Origin of the sequence: Planomicrobium stackebrandtii (assembly GCF_030814955.1) — a bacterium.
Classification (GTDB): Bacteria; Bacillota; Bacilli; order Bacillales_A; family Planococcaceae; genus Planococcus; species Planococcus stackebrandtii.
In genome coordinates, this window is the sequence record NZ_JAUSWB010000001.1 from 105,342 (window position 1) to 128,046 (window position 22,705).

Annotated in this window: 22 protein-coding genes; 10 read left to right on the plus strand and 12 right to left on the minus strand. The window is 46.9% G+C overall.

Features of this window, described 5'->3' with window-relative positions; all coding sequences use genetic code 11:
• The first annotated feature begins 2 nt into the window (after positions 1–2).
• The 8 genes from QOZ98_RS00590 to QOZ98_RS00625 all read left to right on the plus strand — a co-directional run bounded on the left by QOZ98_RS00590 (position 3) and on the right by QOZ98_RS00625 (position 8,862).
• Entirely contained in the window at positions 3–548 is a 546-nt protein-coding gene (locus QOZ98_RS00590; RefSeq protein WP_308785621.1) for a hypothetical protein, read from the plus strand.
• Positions 524–1,090: a dihydrofolate reductase family protein gene (locus QOZ98_RS00595; RefSeq protein ID WP_308785622.1), complete on the plus strand. Its 567-nt coding sequence runs from the start codon at positions 524–526 to the stop codon at positions 1,088–1,090. The genes QOZ98_RS00590 and QOZ98_RS00595 overlap by 25 nt, the downstream gene beginning before the upstream one ends.
• Before the next feature lie 157 nt (positions 1,091–1,247).
• The gene (locus QOZ98_RS00600) at positions 1,248–2,891 is read left to right on the plus strand and encodes an SMP-30/gluconolactonase/LRE family protein (protein ID WP_308785623.1); all 1,644 of its coding nucleotides are present in this window, start codon (positions 1,248–1,250) and stop codon (positions 2,889–2,891) included.
• Between the two features lie 131 nt (positions 2,892–3,022).
• A complete protein-coding gene (locus tag QOZ98_RS00605; protein ID WP_308785624.1) occupies positions 3,023–4,237 on the plus strand; it encodes a Bcr/CflA family efflux MFS transporter in 1,215 nt (404 codons plus the stop codon).
• 397 nt (positions 4,238–4,634) lie between these two features.
• Positions 4,635–5,387, plus strand: a complete 753-nt coding sequence (locus QOZ98_RS00610) for a TerC family protein (RefSeq protein ID WP_142829554.1) — start codon at positions 4,635–4,637, stop codon at positions 5,385–5,387.
• A gap of 81 nt (positions 5,388–5,468) precedes the next feature.
• Positions 5,469–6,833 carry a phenylacetate--CoA ligase family protein gene (locus QOZ98_RS00615; protein WP_308785625.1) on the plus strand — a complete coding sequence of 455 codons (1,365 nt, stop codon included), beginning with the start codon at positions 5,469–5,471 and terminating at the stop codon, positions 6,831–6,833.
• Between the two features lie 36 nt (positions 6,834–6,869).
• A complete protein-coding gene (locus QOZ98_RS00620) occupies positions 6,870–7,136 on the plus strand; it encodes a hypothetical protein (RefSeq protein ID WP_308785626.1) in 267 nt (88 codons plus the stop codon).
• A 124-nt stretch (positions 7,137–7,260) separates the two neighbouring features.
• Positions 7,261–8,862, plus strand: a complete 1,602-nt coding sequence (locus QOZ98_RS00625) for a pyruvate oxidase (protein WP_308785627.1) — start codon at positions 7,261–7,263, stop codon at positions 8,860–8,862.
• A gap of 52 nt (positions 8,863–8,914) precedes the next feature.
• Here the strand turns inward: QOZ98_RS00625 and QOZ98_RS00630 are convergent, their stop codons facing one another.
• Positions 8,915–11,017 (minus strand): putative bifunctional diguanylate cyclase/phosphodiesterase, encoded by a 2,103-nt coding sequence (locus QOZ98_RS00630; protein WP_308785628.1) that lies wholly within the window; start codon positions 11,015–11,017, stop codon positions 8,915–8,917.
• 165 nt (positions 11,018–11,182) lie between these two features.
• Positions 11,183–12,001 carry an AraC family transcriptional regulator gene (locus QOZ98_RS00635; protein WP_308785629.1) on the minus strand — a complete coding sequence of 273 codons (819 nt, stop codon included), beginning with the start codon at positions 11,999–12,001 and terminating at the stop codon, positions 11,183–11,185.
• A gap of 235 nt (positions 12,002–12,236) precedes the next feature.
• Here QOZ98_RS00635 and QOZ98_RS00640 point away from each other — a divergent pair, with 235 nt between their 5' ends.
• On the plus strand, positions 12,237–12,623 hold the full coding sequence (locus QOZ98_RS00640) for a VOC family protein (protein ID WP_308785630.1): 387 nt from the start codon (positions 12,237–12,239) through the stop codon (positions 12,621–12,623).
• A gap of 848 nt (positions 12,624–13,471) precedes the next feature.
• Here QOZ98_RS00640 and QOZ98_RS00645 read toward each other — a convergent pair.
• The 7 genes from QOZ98_RS00645 to QOZ98_RS00675 form a co-directional block, all read right to left on the minus strand.
• Positions 13,472–14,704: an MFS transporter gene (locus tag QOZ98_RS00645; protein WP_308785631.1), complete on the minus strand. Its 1,233-nt coding sequence runs from the start codon at positions 14,702–14,704 to the stop codon at positions 13,472–13,474.
• A 138-nt stretch (positions 14,705–14,842) separates the two neighbouring features.
• On the minus strand, positions 14,843–15,166 hold the full coding sequence (locus tag QOZ98_RS00650) for an ArsR/SmtB family transcription factor (protein WP_142830091.1): 324 nt from the start codon (positions 15,164–15,166) through the stop codon (positions 14,843–14,845).
• 701 nt (positions 15,167–15,867) lie between these two features.
• Positions 15,868–17,871 carry an ABC1 kinase family protein gene (locus QOZ98_RS00655; protein WP_308785632.1) on the minus strand — a complete coding sequence of 668 codons (2,004 nt, stop codon included), beginning with the start codon at positions 17,869–17,871 and terminating at the stop codon, positions 15,868–15,870.
• 93 nt (positions 17,872–17,964) lie between these two features.
• A complete protein-coding gene (locus QOZ98_RS00660) occupies positions 17,965–19,227 on the minus strand; it encodes an MBL fold metallo-hydrolase (protein WP_308785633.1) in 1,263 nt (420 codons plus the stop codon).
• Between the two features lie 246 nt (positions 19,228–19,473).
• Positions 19,474–19,983 (minus strand): P-loop NTPase family protein, encoded by a 510-nt coding sequence (locus QOZ98_RS00665; protein WP_308785634.1) that lies wholly within the window; start codon positions 19,981–19,983, stop codon positions 19,474–19,476.
• Positions 19,980–20,429 (minus strand): SRPBCC family protein, encoded by a 450-nt coding sequence (locus QOZ98_RS00670; RefSeq protein WP_308785635.1) that lies wholly within the window; start codon positions 20,427–20,429, stop codon positions 19,980–19,982. Before QOZ98_RS00670 ends, QOZ98_RS00665 begins: the two co-directional genes overlap by 4 nt.
• A 15-nt stretch (positions 20,430–20,444) precedes the next feature.
• Positions 20,445–20,897, minus strand: coding sequence for an SRPBCC family protein (locus QOZ98_RS00675; protein WP_308785636.1), 453 nt, complete (start codon positions 20,895–20,897; stop codon positions 20,445–20,447).
• Positions 20,898–21,084: 187 nt separating this feature from the next.
• On the opposite strand from QOZ98_RS00675, the gene QOZ98_RS00680 reads away from it, so the two are divergent.
• Positions 21,085–21,273 (plus strand): hypothetical protein, encoded by a 189-nt coding sequence (locus QOZ98_RS00680; protein ID WP_142830044.1) that lies wholly within the window; start codon positions 21,085–21,087, stop codon positions 21,271–21,273.
• A 76-nt stretch (positions 21,274–21,349) separates the two neighbouring features.
• Here QOZ98_RS00680 and QOZ98_RS00685 read toward each other — a convergent pair whose 3' ends face one another.
• The 3 genes from QOZ98_RS00685 to QOZ98_RS00695 form a co-directional block, all read right to left on the minus strand.
• Positions 21,350–21,664: a TIGR04104 family putative zinc finger protein gene (locus QOZ98_RS00685; protein WP_308785637.1), complete on the minus strand. Its 315-nt coding sequence runs from the start codon at positions 21,662–21,664 to the stop codon at positions 21,350–21,352.
• Between the two features lie 29 nt (positions 21,665–21,693).
• The gene (locus QOZ98_RS00690) at positions 21,694–21,915 is read right to left on the minus strand and encodes a hypothetical protein (protein WP_308785638.1); all 222 of its coding nucleotides are present in this window, start codon (positions 21,913–21,915) and stop codon (positions 21,694–21,696) included.
• Between the two features lie 169 nt (positions 21,916–22,084).
• Positions 22,085–22,672 carry a histidine phosphatase family protein gene (locus tag QOZ98_RS00695; protein WP_308785639.1) on the minus strand — a complete coding sequence of 196 codons (588 nt, stop codon included), beginning with the start codon at positions 22,670–22,672 and terminating at the stop codon, positions 22,085–22,087.
• Positions 22,673–22,705 lie beyond the last annotated feature (33 nt).

Here is a 22,705-nt window from a genome sequence, read left to right on the forward strand (position 1 = left end):
AGATGGAAAGAATTGAAACGCAATTTTTTGTGTTGTTTTCGGATGAACAAAGCCCGTATTTTCAAGTAGATCCAGCGCTGCGAGTGGCTTTTCCTTTCCATCAGTTAAAAGGAAAGACATGTTTCCAGAGAGCTTTTACGGAATTTTTGTTTGGCGGAGATTCACAAATCGATCTTACTTTTTTAAAGTCCTATGCCACTGGGACAAGCAAGCATTTCCATAGCTTTGAAAAACAATCCTTGCACCAAACCATCCGCATTCAAAACTGGCGTGAGGATGTTGTATTAAAGCAGGACGATATTGTCCGATTGAGTTACGTAACGATACAAGATCTCGCCGTACGCGATGTTCTTGCCTATACTAAATCAATTGTGCGCGGAAAAAAATCTTCTTTTATCGCCTTTTACAATGCTCGCTATTTACTGACTGTCGATGATGATGAATGTGTCGTGATTTCCAAGACTAGAGAAGACATGAATGCTGTACAGAATTTTATCCAAGAAACCGAAGAGGAGAGATCGACATGGCGAAAGTCTATTTTGGCATGATTGTTTCACTTGATGGATTTGTCAACGATCGCGATGGTAAAATCGGAACTTTGTACGAAAGCTACAAACCGCACGCCACGACTCAGGAAGCTGATGAAAATACGGGAGCCGTCGTCATGGGACGCAACAGTTTTGAGATGGCTGAAGATACGGATGGCTATGCCGACCACTATGAATTTCAAGTGCCGCTGTTTGTGTTGACGCATAATCCGCCGGTCAAACATCCGAAAGAAAACGACAAATTAACCATTACCTTTATAACGGAGGGCATCGAAGAGGCTATCCGCCAGGCGAGAATTGTGGCCAATGGCAAAGATGTTTTGGTGTTGGGCGCGAATGTCTGTCAGCAATTGCTTCGGGCTAATTTGGCAGATGAATTGCAGATTGCTTTTGCACCTGTATTGCTTGGTGAAGGGGTCCGTTTTTTTGAGCACCTGGAAGAACATGAAATTCACTTGGAAAAAAGCAGGGTGTTTGAAACCGACAAACAAGTGGAAGTTTGGTATAAAATCTTGCAGCAAAAAAAGCTGGCTACCTTTTAGATTCATCAATCGCGAATAATACTATTCACTCGAATGCCAGTTTCTCCAAAAGAATGGATGTGATGCAGCATGCGGAAAAAGTCAGCGATTTCAGCGTTTATCTGGTTTCGCGGTGACATTCCGCGAGAACAGGAACTGGCTTATTGGCGTAGTTCCTTTGCAAAAAGCAGCGAGAACTAGAGGAGTTGCGGAATACCGCCAGCATCATTTTGAATTAGACCATCCTGGACAATGGCCGCCAATTGCCGGAATCGATACCGTTATTCGTCCCCACCAGCGAATGGATGGCGTAGAAGAAGTTGTTTTGGAGACAGGTGCCGTTAAGCAGCAACGAAAGCTGATCGAATCAGCGGGAGCATTCAAGAAAATCGAGCTACACGTGACGGATTTAAAAAATCGCAGAAGTCTGAATCATTCATCGCCAAGTCCAAAAAGAAACTACCAGGAAATTGTGTTGATTCGACGGAAGCCTTTTATCCGCCCTCAAGACTTCCATGCTTTTATTTCACGGATCCTGTTTCCGGCACTTGCCAAAGCTCCGGGCATTTCAGATGTACACTATCATCTATTAGAGTCTGCACAGCGTCGCAAAAACCAGTCAAGTTACCAGGCCATGCTGATACTCGGGGCCGCGGATGCTCTTGCGTTGAAACAGGCACTGGCTGCAGAGGATTTTTGGATAACAGCATCTGCACAGCAAGTCCATTGCGAAGCAATACACACCTATCCCGTTGCAGCTAGTTATCTTTTCACAAAGAATGGCAGGCCCACGTTGCCGCAAATTAAACCGGAACGCAAGCCGCGTTTGGATCCAGTCCGCCGTAAATTGCCGCCTGCACCGCCACGCGCCAGACGAAAATTCGGCCAATCGCCATTCCCGTCAGCACAGCGAATCCCGCTCAGTGGGTACGGACCTGAAGATGTGGTTGCGGATAATCGGGGCCGATTGCTGTGCGGTGTAGCGGACGGACGCATTTTGCGCATTGATCCGGAGCGGCGTGTGGAAGAAACCATCTGCCATACCGGTGGCCGCCCGTTAGGTCTTGAATTTTTGCCGAATGGGCAGTTATTGGTATGCGACGCTCATAAAGGACTGCTTCAATTGAACACCGAGACAGGAGTCGTGGAGGCGCTCGTACAGTACGTGGACGGGGTCCCGCTCCGTTTTTGTTCGAATGCCGCTGCAGCCAAAGATGGAACCATCTGGTTTACTGAGTCTACCAACCGCTACGACTTTGAACAGTATACGGGTGCTATGCTCGAACACCGGTCGTCCGGGCGCCTATTTAAACGAAGCCGAGACGGACAAGTGGAAGTGGTTCTTACAGGACTGCATTTTGCTAACGGACTGACACTTTCAAACGATGAACAGGCTGTTATTTTCTCTGAAACGGACGGCTACCGGATTTCGCGGTTTTGGATCGATGGACCCCGAGCCGGAACCCTTGAGGTCTTGGTGAAAAACTTGCCGGGGTTTCCGGATAACCTATCCCGCATGCAAAACGGCAAGTTCTGGGTGGCGATGGTGACAAACCGCAATTCGATGCTCGACCGGCTCGGCTCCATGCCAGGCCTGCTCCGCAAAGGGCTGTGGCGAATTCCCGAGCGCTGGCAACCGAAAGGATTTGAAACAGCCTGGGCGATGCAGTTTGATGAACAAGGAAACTGCCTGTGGGATCTGCAGCATTCGGCGATTGGCTACCACGGCGTGACTGGTGTTGCCGATTCGGACGGCAAGCTGTATTTGGCCAGTACGGAAGAGGGTGCATTGCTGATGCTCCACTTAAACCAGTCGAATTAAAATTCATATGACTAAAAAATGGTTTGTTTCAGAAATGAAATCGACCATTTTTCCCGATAGCGTTACACCTTTCACTGAAATATTGTATAGTTAGTAAGGATTTATTTAGAAGTGAAAGGTGTTTTCTTATTATGTTGCAGAACCCCAAAGGAAAAAAACGGCTCGGTTTGGCCTTGATCCTCAGCATGCTGGGGGTGTTGGCGCCGCTGAACATCGATATGTATTTGCCGGCTTTTCCAGCAATCGCAGACGAGTTGGATGCGCATGTGTCGCTCGTCCAGCTGAGCTTGACGGCTTGCCTGATCGGCCTCGCTGCCGGCCAAATTGTGGTAGGGTCTTTCAGTGATGCCGTCGGTCGGCGCAAACCGTTGATTGTCTCCGTCATTTTGTTTGCGCTGGCTTCGGTCCTTTGTGCCGTTGCCCCGAATATCGAAACGCTGATTGCCGCCCGGTTTCTTCAGGGCTTTACCGCATCAGGCGGTGTCGTGATTTCCAGAGCAATCGTCAGTGATGTTTTTACGGGACGTGAAATGACTAAATTCTTTGCCTTGCTGATGGTCATCAACGCAGTGGCTCCAATGGCCGCTCCGATTGCAGGCGGCGGCATCCTGGCTTTACCGTTTGCGGGCTGGGAAACGATATTTTATTTTCTCGGCTTACTTGGATTGATTATGGTGGTGGTCGTCATGTTCCGGCTGCCGGAAACTTTGCCGCCGGAAAACCGTGTACCAAGCTCCATCGGACATTCCCTCCGAACGATGGGAAGCTTGTTTAAGGCACGTCCCTTTATCGGCTACGCGCTTGTAGTTGGGCTGATCCATGGCGGCAGTTTTGCCTATGTCGCCGGCACACCTTTTGTCTACCAGGAAATTTACGGCGTGTCGCCGCAAACTTTCAGCGTGCTGTTTGGCATCAACGGCCTGGCAATGATTCTCGGCAGCTTTATCATCGGCAAGTTCGGCGGCATTGTTTCCGAACACCGCCTGCTTCAGGGAGCGGTAATTGTAGCCGCCAGTGCGACATCCGTGTTGTTGGTTCTGACAATCATCCAAGGGCCGCTGGCATCTCTCGTCACATCGATTTTCATCTATATGATCGCCATTGGCATGATTTTCACCAGTTCCTTTACGCTGGCGATGCGCGGCCAGGGCCACCGCGCAGGCAGTGCCAGTGCGGTAGTCGGCATGCTGCCACTGGTCATTGGTGCACTGGTGTCACCGCTAGTCGGCATTAACGAAACGTCGGCAGTTCCAATGGGAGCCATCCTGTTCGGCACATCCGTCCTCGGCATGTTAGCCTTTTTCGGGTTAACCGGACACAAGCAAAAAATCACGATGACTAAATGAATGGAGTTATTCAGAAGATTACAGTATGGAATTTTTCAGAAACAGGAGCAGAAAGAGCAATCTTTCGCTTCTGTTTTTTGATTTTTTCATTTTGAAAATAAATACCTTTTCCTGTTTAATTGGAATCGGAATGGTGGTATAAACTACTAAAGATACCTTTGGATAAAGAAAATTTTTCAGCCCGTGATGTAAGATGCAGCTGTCTGGAACTGCGCAAACTGAATGGATTGCCCCTCAGCCAAGGGGGAGTAGCTGGAGGATTACCTTTTTCACAATCGTCAGGACATGATGATGCGTCATCATCGGTTGTGATGGCATGGAACATGCTCAGCGAGACCTTTGCCTAGTAGTTAGGCATGGGTCTTTTTTGGTTGATGCGAAAAGGAGGAGACAGGCAATGGAAGTTCTGGTTCTGCAATATGCATGGATTTTGTTGGTGCTGATCGGCCTGGAAGGCCTGCTTGCAGCGGATAATGCCGTGGTGATGGCCGTCATGGTCAAGCACTTGCCGAAGCCGCAGCAGAAAAAGGCGTTGTTTTACGGATTGTCGGTAGCGTTCCTGTTCCGGTTTTTGGCTCTATTTGCGATTACGCTGCTGGTCAACATTTGGCAAATCCAAGCCCTTGGTGCAGCATATCTGTTGTTTATCGCGGCCAAGCATCTGTTTGACCAGAAAAAGCATCAAAACCACCCGCTCGACAAACACCGTGGGCATTCGGGATTCTGGATGACTGTATTAAAAATTGAAGTGGCCGATATCGCTTTTGCGGTGGATTCTATGCTCGCAGCCGTGGCATTGGCACTGACGCTGCCACACTGGGGAACGTTTACCATCGGCGGCATCAACGGCGGGCAATTTTCCGTGATGATTGCCGGCGGATTGATCGGGGTTGTCTTGATGCGCTTTGCGGCCCATAAGTTTGTCCGTTTGCTGGAACGCTATCCGCAGCTTGAAACCGCGGCATTTATTGTCGTGGGCTGGGTCGGGGTGAAGTTAGCCGTCTTGACTTTGTCCCACGAAAAAATTGCCGTGCTGCCGCATGACTTTCCGCATTCGTTGCTGTGGACGGTGTTCTTTTGGTCAGTGATGATTGGCATTGTCGCTGCAGGTGCCTTAATGAGCGTGAAGCAAAATGAGAGGGACGGCTAGCGCAAAGGTGTTGTCCCGCTCTAGCTCCTGCGTGATAAACTGATGGCAACACCATCCAATGTTTGGAAAGGGGCAAATCGTATGAAAGGCATGGGAATTTTTCGCGCATTGCGCACGACCCATCGTTCACGGACCATGACCCGGCAGCAAGTACAGGTACTGCAGCAAGAGCGCCTCGCACAGTTAGTCCAGCATGCCCAAAAACACAGTCCTTATTTTGAAAAGCGGTTAGGGCAGCTGAATGGACCGGTGCACTTAGAAGACTTGCCGGTCACTCAAAAGCATGAGCTGATGAACCATTTTGATGACTGGGTTACCGATCAGTCCGTCACAAAGCGAGACATTGAGCAGTTTATGGAAAACACCGACAACATCGGGCGGAAGTTGAATGGCCGCTACCTGGTCAACACGACTTCGGGCTCTACGGGGCATCCGGCGATTGTGCTGTATGACAAGACCACCATGAATGTCGTATCGGCCATTGCCACATTGCGGGGTGTAGCCAGACGCCAAGATTTGCTGGCTTTCTTGAAAAACGGCAAACGCACGGCCGGCTTGTTTGTGGATGGCGGCTTTTACCTCAGCAATGGTACGGTGCGCTGGAATCAGCTGCGCATGCCGTGGAGAAAAAATCAGATCATTGTCGATGTGCGGCAGGGCACCTCCGCCATCGTCCAAAAATTGAACGATTTTCAGCCAGCGCTGCTTGGCGGCTACCCAACCGCATTGGAACTGCTGCTGCCGGAACAACAGAGCGGCAAGCTGCAGATTGCACCGGTGCTGATCATGGCCGGCGGAGAACATTTGGGTGCAGAACTGCGCATGCGGCTTCAGGAAACGTTCGGCTGCACTGTGCAATCGACATATGCCTGCACTGAAGCCGGAATCATTGCCTGTGAATGCGGGGAAGGGCGCTATCACCTCAACGAAGACTGGCTCATCGTTGAAGCCGTCGACTTTGAATTCCAGCCAATCGCAGACGGGTTGGCTGCAGAACAGCTGCTGATCACCAATTTGTTCAATTACACACAGCCGTTTATCCGCTATGTGGTGACGGACCGTGCGACGATCTATGCCGATCCGTGCCCGTGCGGCAGAACGACGCGGTGGATCGAACTGGAAGGACGGACGGATGACATCCTGCATTTTGCGGACAACGTTAAAGTTTCTCCGCTGTCATTCCAGTCCATGATTGCCGAAAGTGCCCCGATTGAACGGTTCCAGCTGATTCAGCATAGCGAAAATAAACTGGAGCTGCGCCTGGAGGCACAAGACCGGGAAGCTGCCTTTACAGCCGCAGAAGGGATGCTGCAGTCGTTTTTCCGTGACCACAGCCTGCAGGTCGATATTTTCCTATCTGACAAGATGCCACAAGCCCATCCAAAGAGCGGGAAGTTTAAACACATTTACGCAAACACGGACTACCTGCCGGAAAAGATCACGTAAAGAATGCTGACCTATTGCAAATGGGGAGGGATGCACATGAAAAAGTTCTTTGGTTCCTTGCTTGGCGGGTTTATCATCGGGCTGCTGCTGGCATATTGGTGGATCGGCTACGACAGCATCCTTTACAGTCAGTTTAACGTGGCCGGAGAGGACGAAGTCATGGTCTGTGAAATGGATTTTGACTTTGTATTTTACGCTACACTTTTAGCAGCAGCAGCAGCTGCTATGTATGCCATCTGGAGTTGGATAGAACGAAAGCGGGAAGAGGCGTCTTACCGCGACTATAGAAACCGCCCCAAGTAAAAAAAGAGCTCCGTTAACAAACCGGAGCTCTTTTTTTCATGGCTGTACGTTTAACTCCGGCGAGCGGGAGGTATGAGCTAGAGATAAGGCTTGTACGAAACCTTAGAAAGCGGGGGATGTCCAGATGTTTGAACAGACAGCAGGAAGCCATGTCGTCGAATTGCTGAAAGCGTGGAACGTTGATCATATTTACGGAATGCCGGGAGACTCCATTAACGAATTAATGGAAGAGCTGCGAAAAGAAGAGCAGATCCGGTTTATCCAAATTCGCCATGAAGAAATAGGAGCACTAGCGGCGTCTGCCTATTCCAAACTGACCGGCAAGATTGGGGTTTGCTTGTCTATTGCAGGTCCCGGAGCGGTTCATCTGCAGAACGGCTTGTATGACGCCAAAAAAGACAAAACACCGATGCTCGCCATTATCGGCCAGGTCAGCAGCGATTTGGTCGGCACCGACAGTTTCCAGGAACTGAAAATGGAGTCGCTGTTTGAGGAAGCGACGGTCTACAACCGGCGGGTCCAAAAGGCGGAACAGCTGCCGGACATGCTCAATCAGGCAATTCGGACAGCGTATGCCGAATCCGGTCCAGCGGTACTAATTGTCTCCGATGATCTATTCGGGACCAAAATTAAGCGGGACAAAGCATTGACTTCACCTGCTTACGCCAAACCGAACATCCGGGCAGGAGAAGATGACTTGCAGTCGGCGTTAAAACTGCTGCAGGCTGCGAAAAAACCGGTGATTTTAGCCGGCAAAGGGGCGGCTGGCGGAACGGCACAAGTGCTGGCATTTGCCGAAAAACTGAAAGCGCCGCTGATCGCTTCCTTCCCGGCGAAAGGACTGATTCCCGATGACCACCCGCACAACCTCGGACAATTGGGCCAGCTCGGCACCGATCCTGCAGAACAAGCGATGAAAGAAACGGATCTGTTGATCTTGGCAGGGACGGCATTTCCCTACCGCGACTATTTGCCTGACGACGTGCCGGCTATTCAAATTGATGTCGACCCGAAAGCAATCGGCAAGTATTACCCGGTCTTGGTCGGCCTGGTCGGTGAACTGGCGCCAGCTGCAGCATGGCTGACCGCCAATTTAGGCGACAAGGAAGATACTTTCCTGTTGAAGTATCAGGAGAAGCGCAAAGAGTGGCACGACACGCTGCAAAGTGACATGACCAAAGAAACCGAACGTCTGCAGCCGCAGCACGTCATCGCCGAAGTGCAGACCATTTTGGAGCGTGATGCGGTCGTGTCACTCGATGTCGGCAGTGTGACCTTGTGGGCGGCGCGTTACCTGCAGCTGACTCAGCAGCAGCTTGTCGTGTCGGCATGGCTTGGCACGATGGGCTGCGGTTTGCCAGGTGCCATTGCCGGGAAACTGGCATATCCGGACAAACAGGTTGTGTCGCTGCTCGGCGACGGCGGCTTTTCCATGGGTATGCAGGATTATGTCACGGCCGTCAAATACGACTTGCCGATGATCCTGGTGGTGTTCAATAACCAAAAAATCCAGCTCATTGAACACGAGCAGGAGGAAATGGGCCACAAAGCAACCGAAACCGAGCTGGCCAATATTGACTTTGCAGCGTTTGCGCATGCCTGCGGCGGAGAAGGCTATACTGCGAAAACCCGCAGCGAGCTGAGAGACGTGCTGGCAAAAGCCAAAGTCAGCCGGAAACCGGTGGTCATTGATGCTTATGTGGAAGACAGTGCACCACCTTCTTAATAAAAAATGAAAAAAGTCGACCGGAAAAATTCGGTCGACTTTTTTATGTGGGTCATTTCTTAAATCGCGTGTTTAGGTCATGCAGTTCAGCAGGCAGGGGACGGCCAAAATAATAGCCTTGGCCTTCGTCGCATTGTTGGCATTGCAGGAACGTCAATTGGGCAATATCTTCAATGCCTTCTGCCACGACCGTCATGTTGAGTTGATGCGCCAGTGAAATGATGCTGGCCGTGATGGCTTTGCCGTTCAAATCTGTGCTGATGTCTTCGACAAAACTGCGGTCGATTTTGACGCGGTCAAACGAGAATTGCCGCAAATAGCTGAGGGACGTGTAGCCGGTGCCAAAATCGTCAATTGACATCGAGACACCCAATTCTTTCAAGCTTTGCAAACTGCATTTCAGCAAATCCGTGTCCACCAACAAAATGCTTTCGGTCACTTCCAATTCCAGCCACTTGGCGTTCAGTCCGGTTTCTTCCAGGATGGCCTTGACGGTCTGGACAAAATTGAGTTGCTGCAGCTGAATGGTCGAGATGTTAACACAGATTTTAATTGGCGGGTAGCCTTGGTCCTGCCAGGCTTTATTTTGTGTACAGGCGGTATGCAGGACCCAGCGGCCAATGGAAACAATTTGCCCGGTTTCCTCAGACACTGGAATAAAGCGGTCGGGCGGCACCAAACCCAGTTCCGGGTGGTTCCAGCGAATCAAAGCTTCCATGGCACTCAGCTGTCCACTTTTCAAATCGGTGATGGGCTGGTAATAGAGCACCATTTCCTGTTTCGTAATGGCCGATTTTAATTCTCTTTCAATTACCAGTCGATCTGCCGATTGTTGATCCAGTTCTTCGGAATACACTGTGTATTGATTGGTCTTGTATTTTTTCGTGTAGTACATGGCGGCATCCGCTTTTTTGATCAGGGCATCCACGGTTTCTTCCGGTCCTATGCTGAAGGCGATGCCAACGCTTGCTGAGATGGAAAAGGAGTGGCCGAGCGCTTCAAACGGTTTCGTCAAGGCTTCGTGAAGCTGTTCCGCTAAGCGGAAAACCTGTTCCTGTTCGAGGTTCGGCAACAGCACCGCAAATTCATCTCCCGCAAAGCGTCCCACCGTATCGCTCTCGCTTACACTGTCCAGCAGCCGTTGTGCAATATCCTTTAAGAACGCATCGCCAAACTCATGGCCGAATGAATCATTGATGAATTTAAATCGATCCAAATTCAGCGACAGCACGGCGGGTTGAGGTTTTTCGCGACCGGTCGTTTTGATCGCTGTCTTTAGCCGGTCTTCAAATAATTTGCGGTTCGGCAGACGAGTCAGCGGATCGAAGAATACTAATCCTTCCATCAGTTTTTTGTAGTTGATTTCATTGGTGATATCTTTGGCAATGCCGTAGGCGCCGATGATGTTTCCGCCTGCTTTCATCGGAAAGTTGGTTATCAGCAGATTCCGCTTCTCCCCATCTTTCCGGATAATGGTAACGTCATACGTACTGGTAATGCCGTTCAGGGCATCGTTGAAATGAAGAAGGGCGATAGGGAGATCTTCTGAAACAAGCAAAGGCGCAAAAGTAAGTTGAAGAATTTCTTCGATGGAGTAGCCGGACAGCGTCTCACATCCTGGATTAGCTGTTTTAAACTTCCCTTCGATGTCGAACGTGAAGATAGCATCCGGATTGTAGGCAAAAAGGGAATTCAGCCGTTCTTTATTTTCTATTAACTGCAGATTGGCCGTCACTTCTGCCGTAATATCAATAGCGGTTCCAAACAGGACATTTTTGCCTTGCCATTTCTTTTTCGTCGAATGGATTTCGACATGGCGTACCTGCCCGTCACTCCTGTATGCTCTGACACGATAGCGTGCATATGCATCCTGAGCCTCATAATCGGCCAGCATACGTGTTTGAATGACCGCCAAATCTTCGGGATGAATTAAATTTTCCGGATTAATGCGGCCGCTCAACAAATCTTCTTCACTGTAGCCCACTAACTCACAGAAATGTTTATTCACATAAGAGTAGGTCCGTCCTGTGACAATATACATGCTGACGGGTGCCTGATGGATCATCCCATCAAATAACTCCTCGTATAGATGGTCTTGCGACACGGATAAGCTATTAATTACGGAGGTTTTTAAGTTGTTTTTGTCGTTTTTCATTAGTGTGGCCTCCTGTTAATCTAAACTGAAGCAGTTAAAATTGAAGTCTTGCAAATACCTGTTGTTCGTTGCAACAATATGCTTTCTTTATATGAATGATAAAGTATTTTTCAAACTAATGCCATTTATATTTTAATTTAACAAAATAGCCAGCATTCTTGTAAATCAACCTTTAGCGGATGATTCCAAGCGGTAGTGTCTGGGCGTCATGCCGACCGCTTTCTTAAACGCGGCTTGGAACTGGGTTGTACTTTTATAGCCAGTGTCGCGGGCAATGACTGCTATAGGACTCTTCGTGGAAATTAACAGCTGTTTAGCGGTGTCTATGCGGCATGAAATGATGTACTGAAGGGGGCTCATGCCAGTCTGCTGTTTAAAGAGGCGAGCCAGCTGGTATTTGGTTAGGCCAAACCGATGGCCAAGTCCATCAAGCGACAGGGAGCGGCAATGGTTTTCTTCCATGAAATGCCGGATTTCCTGAATGATGGCGAGATTTGACAAAGAGATGGCATTATTGGGATTTACAGAGCGGCTAAGTAGCAGCAAGATCAACTCAATTAGGTGACAGGCCATTTGTCCGGAATTTAATTGGGGTTGAGCGGATTCCATTTGCAGTTGGGCCAATAGCGTTCTTAATCCGTTCAGATCGCTGACCGGGACAACGGGCGGCAAGTCGGTCTCAGGAACCTGTGAAGACGAACGGTTTCGAATAAAGGAAAGGGAGTACCCGCTTTGCTGTTCTGAAGCGGCAAACTCCAATTCGTGCCAGGTATCTGGACAGATGAGCAAAGCTGCGCCAGTTGGCACTGCATAGGGTTTATGGTCAAGCTGGCATTCGATTTGCCCTTCTAATACCAGCAGCATTTCCACCGTTTCTGGATGACGGTGAAGGGCTTGGCGCTGTGAGTGTCCTTTTGGTATGGTAAAGGAATGGATGGAATGAAAAATGAAAGGTTGGGGTGAGACGTCCGAGACAAGGGGCAAAGTGATCGCTCATTTCTGTTTTTCTTATATTCTAACAAGAATCAATAAGAAATTCTGTATAATATCGGCATATTTTTAAATTAAAAACAGATGGATGTGCAAGAATTAATAAGAATATTATAAAAGAGCCGGTAATCATGGCGAATATTATGCGTTAAAAGTGTATTTCCACTATGAATATTCTGATAATTGGCATAAAATCGAATGGAAGAAACGAATAAGGAGGTGAAAAATCGTGAAAGAATTGTGGATCAATCTACCGGTAAAGGATTTAAGCAAATCACGAACGTTTTTCAGCGATATCGGCATGGAAATCATGGATGGAGGCGAAGGCAACACTCAAATGGTCGGAATGGTCGTCGGCACTCATCAGGTGCATGTCATGCTAGTGCAAGATGAGCGATTCAAAAGCTTTACGCACAACGCGCTGACGGATACCGATCAGTCAACAGAGGCGTTATTTTCGATTTCAGTCGACACAAAAGAAGAACTTGAGGAGATTATTGGAAACGTCAAACAAGCAGGCGGATTCGTATTTGGCGAGCCGACAGAACGAGACGGATTGTATGGCGCAGGATTTGCAGATTTGGACGGACACCGATGGAATTTGCTGGTGATGTAGATTATGAAGCAATTGAAAGTTAATGTGCATAAAGTGAATTATCATTTATGAATAAGCTCAACACTGCAAATGTTTTTTAAAACTGGATCTGACAGCTATAAGTTGCTGAGGGATTTTCCGGTGACATTTAAATTTCTCAGCTACTGGATCCAGCTATAAAATTTGTAACAGTATATAGAAATACACAGCAAACAGCGTATAACGGGAAATTCGTAAAAATGGCCCGAAATGGCCGGAAAAACGGTTTCGTCTCACTGTCATGAGTATACTTATTGAATGAAACGTTACTTCCGATAATTTATATTATGTAAACTTAAATTGAAATTCAAAGAAATTGGCTAAGTTCCATCAACTCTCCTCTTACCTAATCTTCTAAACTCGTTTAACAACCAGCCTGAATATATACTGCGCTTAATCCTGTTCTTCATTCATCCACCTGTAAATTCAGTTTTAAATTTATCACGCATCATCTATCATTCGCAGGAACTTTTTTTCCATATGATCCATAATGAGCATCCCAACCAAAGTAAAAATCAATTAAGCTTATTCATGTTCTTACTTAACAATTTCTAATCTAGTTGCCATTTCTATTTTGATTTACTTTCTTGATTCAATTGCTGCTTCTTTGTACCGCTGGTGCTAACTGCAAAATCCAAGTTTGTCTCACATTTTGCTATTTATTCCACTGCTAAGCATGCTCGTCGACATCAGCAGCAAAATTTCCGCCAAACCACTTCAGATCATCACCATTATTTATGTATACATATTCTTTCTTGTCTCAATCAACTTTACTTACTGGTTTAATAACACAAAAAAACACCCAGCCCCATGCTGAGTGTCAATTTTCCTTATAATCCTGAACCTTGGTATGCAGGTTTGCTTACTGTTTGTTCTTTTTGATCCAACCGGTAGCTGATGAATGCCAGTCCGGATGCGATTAGCGCACACAGTCCGCCGACCCACGACAAGTGAATCAAGCTGGCGTTGGCTACTACATAGCCTCCAAGTGTCGCTCCAAGCGCTATGCCGATGTTAACGGCTACTGGGGTCAATGATGATGCAAAGTCTTTTGCGGCTGGAAAATACACAGCTGCCAAATTCATCAAATACAGCTGAATCGTGGCGTTCATCACGTAGATCATCACCGCCATCAACATGATGCTGATGAGTCCAGCAATGGTCGATTGCATGGTAAAGAACAGCGATCCCAGGATAATGGCTTGAGCGATAAACACAAACCGCAGCTTGCTGATGCCGTTATGGCTGGCAATTTTCCCTGCCAATACATTGCTGAGGATAGAAAATGCACCATAAGCCAACAAAATGACACTGATGTAACTTGTCGGGATTCCCAGCCCTTCTTCTAAAATCGGCGTAATATACGTATAAACCGTGTAAGTACCTGCAATGGCGAATGTTGGAATAAAGAATGCCAGCACCATTCTTGGATTCGTCAATAATTTCAATTGCTCTTTAGCAGATGCTTTTTCAACCGGCAAATGTTTTGGAATAACAAAGATGCTGATGGCTAGACTGACGACACCCAACAGTGCGGTAAACCAAAACGTCAATTGCCAGTTGCCGAGCTGCCCAATAAATGTCCCTAAAGGCACACCGAGAACATTGGCGATGGTAAATCCGGCAAAAACCAGGGCTATAACCGATGCTTTCTTGGCTTCGGGCATCGTGTCGCTCGCAATGCTCATCGATATCGCAATCAGCACACCGCTGACTACAGCCGTAACCACTCGTGAAACAATCAACAGTTCATAAGATCCTGACAATGCACTGATAACGTTGCCGACGATAAAAATGGAAATGAATAAAAGCATTAACGGGTATTTAGGAAATCGGCTGACATAGGCGGTCAATAATGGTGTGCCGATTGCATAGGCTATCGCAAATCCTGAAATCAATGTTCCGGCGGTAGCCAATGTGATATTCAAATCACTTGAAACCTCTGTCAACAGTCCCACAATGACAAATTCACTTGTCCCCATGACAAAGGTCAATAAGGTTAATGTAAAAGCCAATACTTTTTGCTTGGTGTTTAATAAATCTTCTTTTGCACGTGCTGCCATAAAACGGTCACTCCAACTTCGTAGTTTATTTGTGGTTCGTGTTCCCTGCCCTTTTCAAAAAGGCTGCAAACTATAAATATAGATATATCTAGAATAATCGATATGAAAAGTACACAGAGATTTGCTTTCCAAAAGGAATCAAATCTCCTGTTTCACGAATTCTGCAATTTTAGCCAAGGTCTCTTCGTTCCGTCTGTAATACGTCCACTGCCCGTAACGTACGGCTTCCAGCAATCCTGCCTTTTGCATGATGGACAAGTAATGGGAAACCGTCGATTGGGACAAATTTACCTTGTCCTGAATATCTCCGACACAGACGCCACCTTCGATGCTTACCTCCTTCGGCAAATGCGCTTGCTGTTTCGGAAAGTTCTTTTCAGGCTCTCTTAACCATTTCAGTATATCCAGACGGGTCTTATTCGACAAAGCTTTAAATACATCCAACTCATTTAAATTATCCATACCCGGATTGTATATCGAGATGGTTCGATATGTCAATAAACTAAGCTTCAAATCAAAATCCTCTTTCCTTACCCACTGCTAGAAAAAGTTAATATAGAAGATACCGATGCAATTGGCTTTAAAAGTATGATAAGGTAAAAATATGAAAGCGTATGAGAAAGAATGTGAACGATTGTGCTAGGGAAATTCAATCTAGGCTTGGCATTTCTGGTTCTGTTGGCAGCATTGCTCGGACTCTTCAGTGATCGCCTTGCCATTTCTCCACCCCTGATGTTTGCATTAATTGCGATAGCTTTCTTATCTTTTGGTGTAGAAAAAATCCGATATGGCATGAAGAAAATCGGTTATCTATATCTGATTGTTTTCATCGTTATATCTATATCAGCTGCTGCCTCCCTTTGAGCAGTGGTCACTGTATAGTCTTTTTGCATAAGTCACCATGAAAGGTTGGGAACGCTTTGCTGATTTATTTTTTACTGGCTTTTGCAGTTGTGTTTTTAGCCATATTTCTGATTAGCATAATCGTTAATAAACTGTTAGGCACAGATGGTGAGTTTCAATGGCTGGCATCACTCGTCATTAGTTTTGTACTCACCCTCATTTTTTTAGCATTCTTGTAATTTAAGTGTGGTAATCGTAAATGAATCTTAATGCAAACAGCCAATAGAAAAAGCTGCACCCTAATTTAGGATGCAGCTTTTTCATGTAGTGCTTCGTTTCATATCGCGTATCGCCTGAATGGACAACCTGACCAGCAGGATCACACACAGGAACAGTCCCGTATATGCGGCGGTGTTTAGATAGACAGCATACTCCGTATTGATAAACTGTGCTATGGCCAATAAGGCCGCTGAAACCAGTCCGAACGTGATGCCTGACATCAAAAGCACAAACCGGGAGAAAAGTTGCAGGACGAAATTGGCATTGTGTTTGTCAGAAAAGACGTCGTGATGCAGGATGATTTTCCCGCCTTCGATGCGTTGAATCAACTGATCAGCGCGCTTGGGCAATTTCATCATTTCCGGAATCAGCAATGCCAGTTCCTCTTCAAGACGTTGTTTCGTTTCACGCGGTTCAGTAAACGGCTTTTTCAAAACTGCAGTTTTGTATTTTTTCGCAAACACTTTTGCTTCTGTAAACATATCGAATTTCGGGTCAATAGTGTGCAGCGTGCTGTCTAAGCTAATCAAAGACCGGAGTGCCATTCCCACAGAGGGATAAAATGCCAAACCGAACTCGCGTACAATATCGAACATGGCATGAATTAGTTCTTCCGTCTGAATTTTATCGACGTAAGCGATTTTCAGCAGCAGTTGGCCAACCGACTGTTCCAGTTTTTGGCGGTCAATCTGGCTATTGTCTTCCACTAACACGTTGATGGCGTCACAAATGACTTCTGCATCATTTTGCTGGACCCCGATGATGAATAAATTCAGCCCGTCCTGCTGTGGAGCGGCCAGCCGTCCGACAGCACCAAAATCCAATAGGATGGGCTTGCCGTCTTGTTGATCGATGAAAATGTTGCCGGGATGCGGATCGGCGTGAAAAATTCCGGAAAACAGCATTTGTTCGAAAAAGGAAAACAACACGGTGCGGCCGAATTCTTTTTGGTCCACATCAAACTGATCGAATACGGCTTCCCCTCTGGAAATGCTTTTTCCATTAAAATACTGCATGACAATCAGGTTGTCGTTGCTGAACTCCCGGTAAACATGAGGAATTTTAACCGGGTAATCGCTTTTCTTCAAGGCATTGGCGACTTGGATGGTGTTGCGGGTTTCAATTTCAAAATTGATTTCTTCCCGCAGCCCGTTTGCAAAACCAACAGCCAGTTCCCGGAAGCCGATATTCTCGGCCCATTTTGATTTGCTGGCCACCCAATCAGCAAATTCAACCAAAATGTCCAAATCGTTGCGCATAATGCCTTTTACTTCAGGGCGCAGCAATTTGATAACCACATTTTCCTGCGTCTGCCTCAAGACAGCCCGGTGCACCTGGCCAATTGAACCGGCAGCCAGTGGCTCCATGTCAAACTCCGAAAAAACATCTTCGACACTTGCCGATAAAGAGTTCTTTAAAATCATTGTCACTTGCTCACTGGTCAGCGGTTTGACATCCTGCTGCAGTGTCTCCAGTTCTTCGATAAAGACCGGAGAAAACAGCTCAGTGCGTGTAGACAGCACTTGCCCGAACTTGATGAAGATTCCGCCGCTTTGTTCCAGCGTATCGCGGAAAGCAATGGCAAAATCCCGGTTGCTTTCCCGGTGGCGCGCATAGCGGATCGTCCGGGAAAAGCCGTTTCTGACAGCAATTTCGAGCACCTGGCTGAGGCGTTTCTGGCGCATCCAGCGGTGCCGCAGCCGGTGGTAGATGAATTTCTGGCCGGTGATGCGTTCTCCCCGTTCCCCGAGTTCGATGGGATCGAAAAGCTCAAAGAAAAGGTAAAACAGCATCGAAATCAGCAGCATGCTGCCGATCCAAATGATGGAGCTGGCGTCCATAACGGCAAAAACAATGTTTTCGCTTAAAAAATCCGTATAGCGCAAATAAGAGTACCAATACACAAAGGTTGTTAAACTGACCCCCAACAGGACCGAAAGGATTCGTTTCGTGAAATTGACCTTTGAACCCATCAAACGGCCGCTTACGTAATAAATGAATAGAGCCACTGCCAGCAGTTCCAGTAACATAATGAAAAAGTTCATGGAGGGCATTTCTATCTCAACACCAATCCTCACCAGCAACAGGCCGGTTTAATTTCTTCAGTATACCAAAACTTTGCCAAATATTCTTTTCCATCACGGTTTTGGCTGAACAGGCTCCGGCAACTTCTGGATCAGGTCCAGCAAGCCGACCGGATAAAGGGTTGTCTCATCAAGAGACAGCTCTTCCAAACTGACCCATTTCGCAGTCGTCTGTTTGCTCCCTTCAGTAACCGCAAAAGATTCAAAATCCCATAGGTGGTCATTTTCAAATTCGACTTCATAAACAAGCGTGATTTCATGAAAAACCTGTTGTTTCAGCGTATATATGTTTTCCAGGACATCCATATAGCGTACAATACGGACGTCGGCACCGATTTCTTCCTGAAATTCTCTCTTCAACGCATCAGCGGAAGGTTCACCAAGTTCGATCGTGCCACCCAGCGGCCGGTAAAAAGGGCCGTCCCTGCCTGAATGAGCCACAAATTGCTGTTCCAAAAGGATTTTATCCCCTCTTTTCAAAATTCCCAACGTGTTTGCACGCGGACGCAAATGCCGGTTCTTTTTAATATCATAATCTGCGACGACAGATGAAACGATATGGCAGGTGTCCCATTCCCTATTTGAAAACTCGACAATCGGATACGTTTTCTGAAAAAGCTGGCGATCGATGTCGCTTGGGTGCATGCCTTCTGCATAGAGCCCGGTGATGGTTTGCTGGAGAGTTTCCAGATGCTTCAATTTTTGTTCGAGCAAAGCGCGGCCATTTTCCAAAAATCCCGCATGGCTGCAGAACACAGATTGGAATGGCAACGCCAATAACGTCCGGAGTGATGCCAATATGAGCGGGACCGACTCGCTTTTCATCATGACCCGTGTTTTCGGAGACACAAACAAGTCCCCGGTGAACAGGCGTCCGGTTGCTTCGTGAAACAAAGCAACGTGGTCGTCTGCGTGACCCGGTGTATGGATGACTTGCCACTCGAGTGTACGGGAGCGGATTTGGTTGCCAAGTGGCTGTGCTCGAAACGCTTTGCGATTGCCCCACGTAATCTTGCGGTAGTTCGGGTATTCTCCGTCCACTTCCAACCTCTCTATACCGAGCGGATGGATAAAGAGCGGAATGCCTCTATTCTCCTGCAGCCACGCTGCATTACCGGTATGGTCTTCGTGATGATGCGTCAACACCACTTGATCAAATGAATAATTCTTGAAAAAATCCTTCAACTCTTCCTGCAGCTTTTCAGCACCCGTATCAATCAGCATGCCATCAACCAAATAGACAAATACTTTGCTGCGGGTTTTATCAAGAATTCCTTCCACGCACAGCACCTGATCTTTTTCATATACTTTAATCATGCTATGTTCCCCCCTATGCTTGAATTTATATATCCCTGCACTTTTTCTTCATGATACAAAATTTTACAGACTATTGTCATCTATAGCTTTTCAAAATAGTGCAGTTTTGACCGTGATTTTATTGGTCTCTTTTATTGTGATTTTTATGTAAGTTGATGATGTTATTTTTTTGTTGTTACCGTTTTTGATTTTAGTATATATTCCTTATGTAGATTGCTACATGGGTAACGAGAAAAAGCAATTAAATTAGTTGCGACCAAATTTTTCCTTGAACTCTACAATTTCCTGTTGGTTTGTCAGAACTGCCGTTTTTTCAGGGAAGAATTTCAGCTGCTGCATGAATTCCGGTTTCATGACCTTTTCAAAATAACGGTTCCATCCATACATTTTTCTGAGCATGGCTAGACTTGGTCTGTAATTGGACTGCTCTTTCCCGGCCTTCTGCTTCAGATACCGGCTAATGAAACGAAACGTTCTCGTGTGATATGGTATATCCAGAAAAACGACGGCGTCAGCCTCCTGGAGAGCCCTTTCTGTCCAGCCGATATGGACCCCTTCAATGATCCAGTCAGCCTGTTCAACTGCAAAAATAAACTCCAGATCTCTCACAGATTCGGAGTTGCGGATGTCTCCCCCTTCCTGCCGCTGCCAAACAAAATTGTCTGTTTCAAAATGTGGAATATTCAATTGGCATGATAATTGACGAGCCAACGTGGTTTTTCCGCTCCCTACAGAACCGATGATGTAAATTTTCATGATTCCGCCGCCTCTGCCACCCGCACCATCAGTTCTTCCACTTCCTGCTGGCTGCTGTTTTGCTTGTCAAGCTTCAGCAAGGTCCGTCCGACCAGGTTGGCCCCTGTATTCGATCCACTGTACACAAAAAGGGTCTTTTCTTCGTCTATTCGGGACAGCGCAAAACTTAGAGAAATTTGGAATAATCCAGCCGCGACAAAACCGATGTCTTTTCGCTTTTGCTGCGGGGAGTCCTCGTATGCGGTGATTTCCATGACATAGCTCACCACACGTTGGCCCATCCGGTTTTGCTGTGCGTATTTGGAACCGACTTGATTGGGCGGCCCTTCAACCAATTGATGCTTTTCCAGCTGCGGCATAATCAGCTGCAGCTGTTCATCTGAAAACAAATCCCATACTTTGTCTATGGGCGCATCGATTATACGTTGTTCACTCCACTGGACCATCCAGATCCCCCCTGTCTACAATTTCAAAGCTTCGTCCCGCACGCGCTCCATAAATGCCGTTACGGTCTGCTGGCGGGTCTTCTTGCTGCCGGACAGCAGCATGGCCTTGCCCATCAGCCCTTTGCCCTTATTGGTCCCCTCGTAAATGAACCTTGTCTTGTTTTCCCCTTCTTTCAAAAGCGTAAATGAATAAAACACTTGAAAGCTTTGTCCCATGTCAAATTGGGTTTGCTTGAGCTTCTTTTCCGGCAGGTCTTCGTAGCCCACCGTTTCAACAATATAGGTCTGCAGTTGATTGCCTTCGTGGTAGCTTTGGGCATGTTTGGCCCCAAGCTGATCAGGGCTGTTTTCCAGCAGGATATGCTCTTCCACTTTCGGCATGAGTTTTTGGATATTTTCATCTTGGAACAAGCTCCAGACATTTTCAATCGAAGCATCAATAGTCATTTCTTCTTTCCATTTCACCATATTTATATCTCCTCCAGTTTTGACTGTCTCTCAGACATTATCCCATGAGCAGGGCCGATATTCACGCGTCGTCTTCTTGTTATAGAGATTGGCTCGTGTGATCGCTGTTCACGACAGTCTGTTTGGAAACAACAGCTTGAATTTATCACCAGCATGTCTATAATGAAAACAGGAACGGAGTGATCGAATGAAGACGGCAACCATCCTGATCCTGCTCATTATTGTGATGCATGCCATTACTGCAGTGAACACACTGGTTTTTAACGGCATGCTGGCTGACTTGGTATTTTGGTTCAATTCAGCCCTATTCATGGGAGCGCTGGCTGTATACGTTTCGCGCATGGACAAAGACAAAAGAGCGGCAGAGAAAAAATGACAAAAGCCAACACCCCGATTTGGGAAGCGCCCTGGAATGCCAGAGTTTCTCTCGACTCGGGGTGTTGGCTCGATTTCTACCAAAGCGGTTCCTGCTTGTTTGACAGTTTGATCGTAAAGGGAAGAATAACCAGCAAGAACAGAACCAGCAAAATTCCTGACAAAATATAAAAAACCTGAACCCAATCGAATAATGAACCTGATGCCACCAGGATAACTACAGGAATCATATAAAAGAAATAAGGTCCTGTTCTCGATTTTACTGAAACATATTGTCTTTTGCTGCAATTCGAACATAGCTTGTTGCCCTTAAAACTCAGTTTAAGCGTCTCAATCCAACTCCATTGGCAGTTGCAGTTTTGGCAGGATGGCATCACGTTCATTCCTTTCATCTAAAAGTTGAATCCTTGATAAGTTAAAGTTACGCCTTATCCTGTGTTTTCTGGGTCAGGTAGAGAATTCCCATCACAGTCGGCGGGATCATCGGCAGCAGGAAGCTTAAATTGCCAAAGAAAAGGAACGGAGCCACCAATGCACCACCACCAAAAAGCAATAAACCCAGTGACCTATTCTTAACGCCATTAAACAGCATTAAAAGTCCTGTTATCCCAATTGTGATGAAAAATATAATGATCCAATTCATATCTACCCCCCCCAACAGGTTTAAGAAGCCCGAATGTTCCGTCATTTTCAGTGTAACCTTTTTCCAATTAAAAACCAAATGACTCTTTAAAATAAAGAACCACCCACGTACCAGGTTTAATGCCGGGTGCGGGGGTGGTTCTTTGATGCTGCTTGTTAAAAGTTAAAACTTACCGCTCGCTCATGGAAGGCTCCAAATGGCTAACCTGGTTGTAGTTTTGGATCACCCAATTGTTCTGGTCAAAATGAATATGGCTCAGGCAGGCATTCAACAGGCGTGTTTTGCCAGATCCGATTTCGCCATCAGACAATTTGCCAAGCAAGGCATTGATGACGCCGCCGTGGGAAACGAGCAAAACCCGCTTGTCCGGATAACGGTCATTGATAATTTTCAAGCCCGTAGCTAAACGCTCACTAAACAAACTATTATCTTCCTGGTTCGGATAAAGCCGGTCAGGAAAAGTAAGGGCGCGCTCTTCAAAGGTTAAACCTTCCGCGTCGCCAAAATGCTTTTCTGCAAACTCTTCCATTTCGACAAGCGGCAATTCCAGGGTTTTATTGATAATTTCAGCGGTGCGCCGTGCGCGCTGGAGCGGACTTGTGATGATGAGGTCCCAGTCAGAGGCAGCTAAATACGCCCCGCATTGCACGGCCTGCTGTGTACCGGTTGCATTCAACGGGATATCCGTTTTCCCCTGAATTTTTCCCTGGGCATTCCAGTCGGTTTCACCATGGCGAATCAGGCAAACAATGGTCATATTTAGTCACCCCTCGATTAATTGTTAATATTC

Bases quoted from the DNA above. Each gene is read 5' to 3' on its own strand.
- QOZ98_RS00590 (WP_308785621.1), top strand. From the start codon at position 3: ATGGAAAGAATTGAAACGCAATTTTTTGTGTTGTTTTCGGATGAACAA.
- QOZ98_RS00595 (WP_308785622.1), top strand. From the start codon at position 524: ATGGCGAAAGTCTATTTTGGCATGATTGTTTCACTTGATGGATTTGTC.
- QOZ98_RS00605 (WP_308785624.1), top strand. From the start codon at position 3,023: ATGTTGCAGAACCCCAAAGGAAAAAAACGGCTCGGTTTGGCCTTGATC.
- QOZ98_RS00610 (WP_142829554.1), top strand. From the start codon at position 4,635: ATGGAAGTTCTGGTTCTGCAATATGCATGGATTTTGTTGGTGCTGATC.
- QOZ98_RS00615 (WP_308785625.1), top strand. From the start codon at position 5,469: ATGAAAGGCATGGGAATTTTTCGCGCATTGCGCACGACCCATCGTTCA.
- QOZ98_RS00620 (WP_308785626.1), top strand. From the start codon at position 6,870: ATGAAAAAGTTCTTTGGTTCCTTGCTTGGCGGGTTTATCATCGGGCTG.
- QOZ98_RS00625 (WP_308785627.1), top strand. From the start codon at position 7,261: ATGTTTGAACAGACAGCAGGAAGCCATGTCGTCGAATTGCTGAAAGCG.
- QOZ98_RS00630 (WP_308785628.1), bottom strand. From the start codon at position 11,017: ATGAAAAACGACAAAAACAACTTAAAAACCTCCGTAATTAATAGCTTA.
- QOZ98_RS00645 (WP_308785631.1), bottom strand. From the start codon at position 14,704: ATGGCAGCACGTGCAAAAGAAGATTTATTAAACACCAAGCAAAAAGTA.
- QOZ98_RS00650 (WP_142830091.1), bottom strand. From the start codon at position 15,166: ATGGATAATTTAAATGAGTTGGATGTATTTAAAGCTTTGTCGAATAAG.
- QOZ98_RS00655 (WP_308785632.1), bottom strand. From the start codon at position 17,871: ATGAACTTTTTCATTATGTTACTGGAACTGCTGGCAGTGGCTCTATTC.
- QOZ98_RS00660 (WP_308785633.1), bottom strand. From the start codon at position 19,227: ATGATTAAAGTATATGAAAAAGATCAGGTGCTGTGCGTGGAAGGAATT.
- QOZ98_RS00665 (WP_308785634.1), bottom strand. From the start codon at position 19,983: ATGAAAATTTACATCATCGGTTCTGTAGGGAGCGGAAAAACCACGTTG.
- QOZ98_RS00670 (WP_308785635.1), bottom strand. From the start codon at position 20,429: ATGGTCCAGTGGAGTGAACAACGTATAATCGATGCGCCCATAGACAAA.
- QOZ98_RS00675 (WP_308785636.1), bottom strand. From the start codon at position 20,897: ATGGTGAAATGGAAAGAAGAAATGACTATTGATGCTTCGATTGAAAAT.
- QOZ98_RS00680 (WP_142830044.1), top strand. From the start codon at position 21,085: ATGAAGACGGCAACCATCCTGATCCTGCTCATTATTGTGATGCATGCC.
- QOZ98_RS00685 (WP_308785637.1), bottom strand. From the start codon at position 21,664: ATGAAAGGAATGAACGTGATGCCATCCTGCCAAAACTGCAACTGCCAA.
- QOZ98_RS00690 (WP_308785638.1), bottom strand. From the start codon at position 21,915: ATGAATTGGATCATTATATTTTTCATCACAATTGGGATAACAGGACTT.
- QOZ98_RS00695 (WP_308785639.1), bottom strand. From the start codon at position 22,672: ATGACCATTGTTTGCCTGATTCGCCATGGTGAAACCGACTGGAATGCC.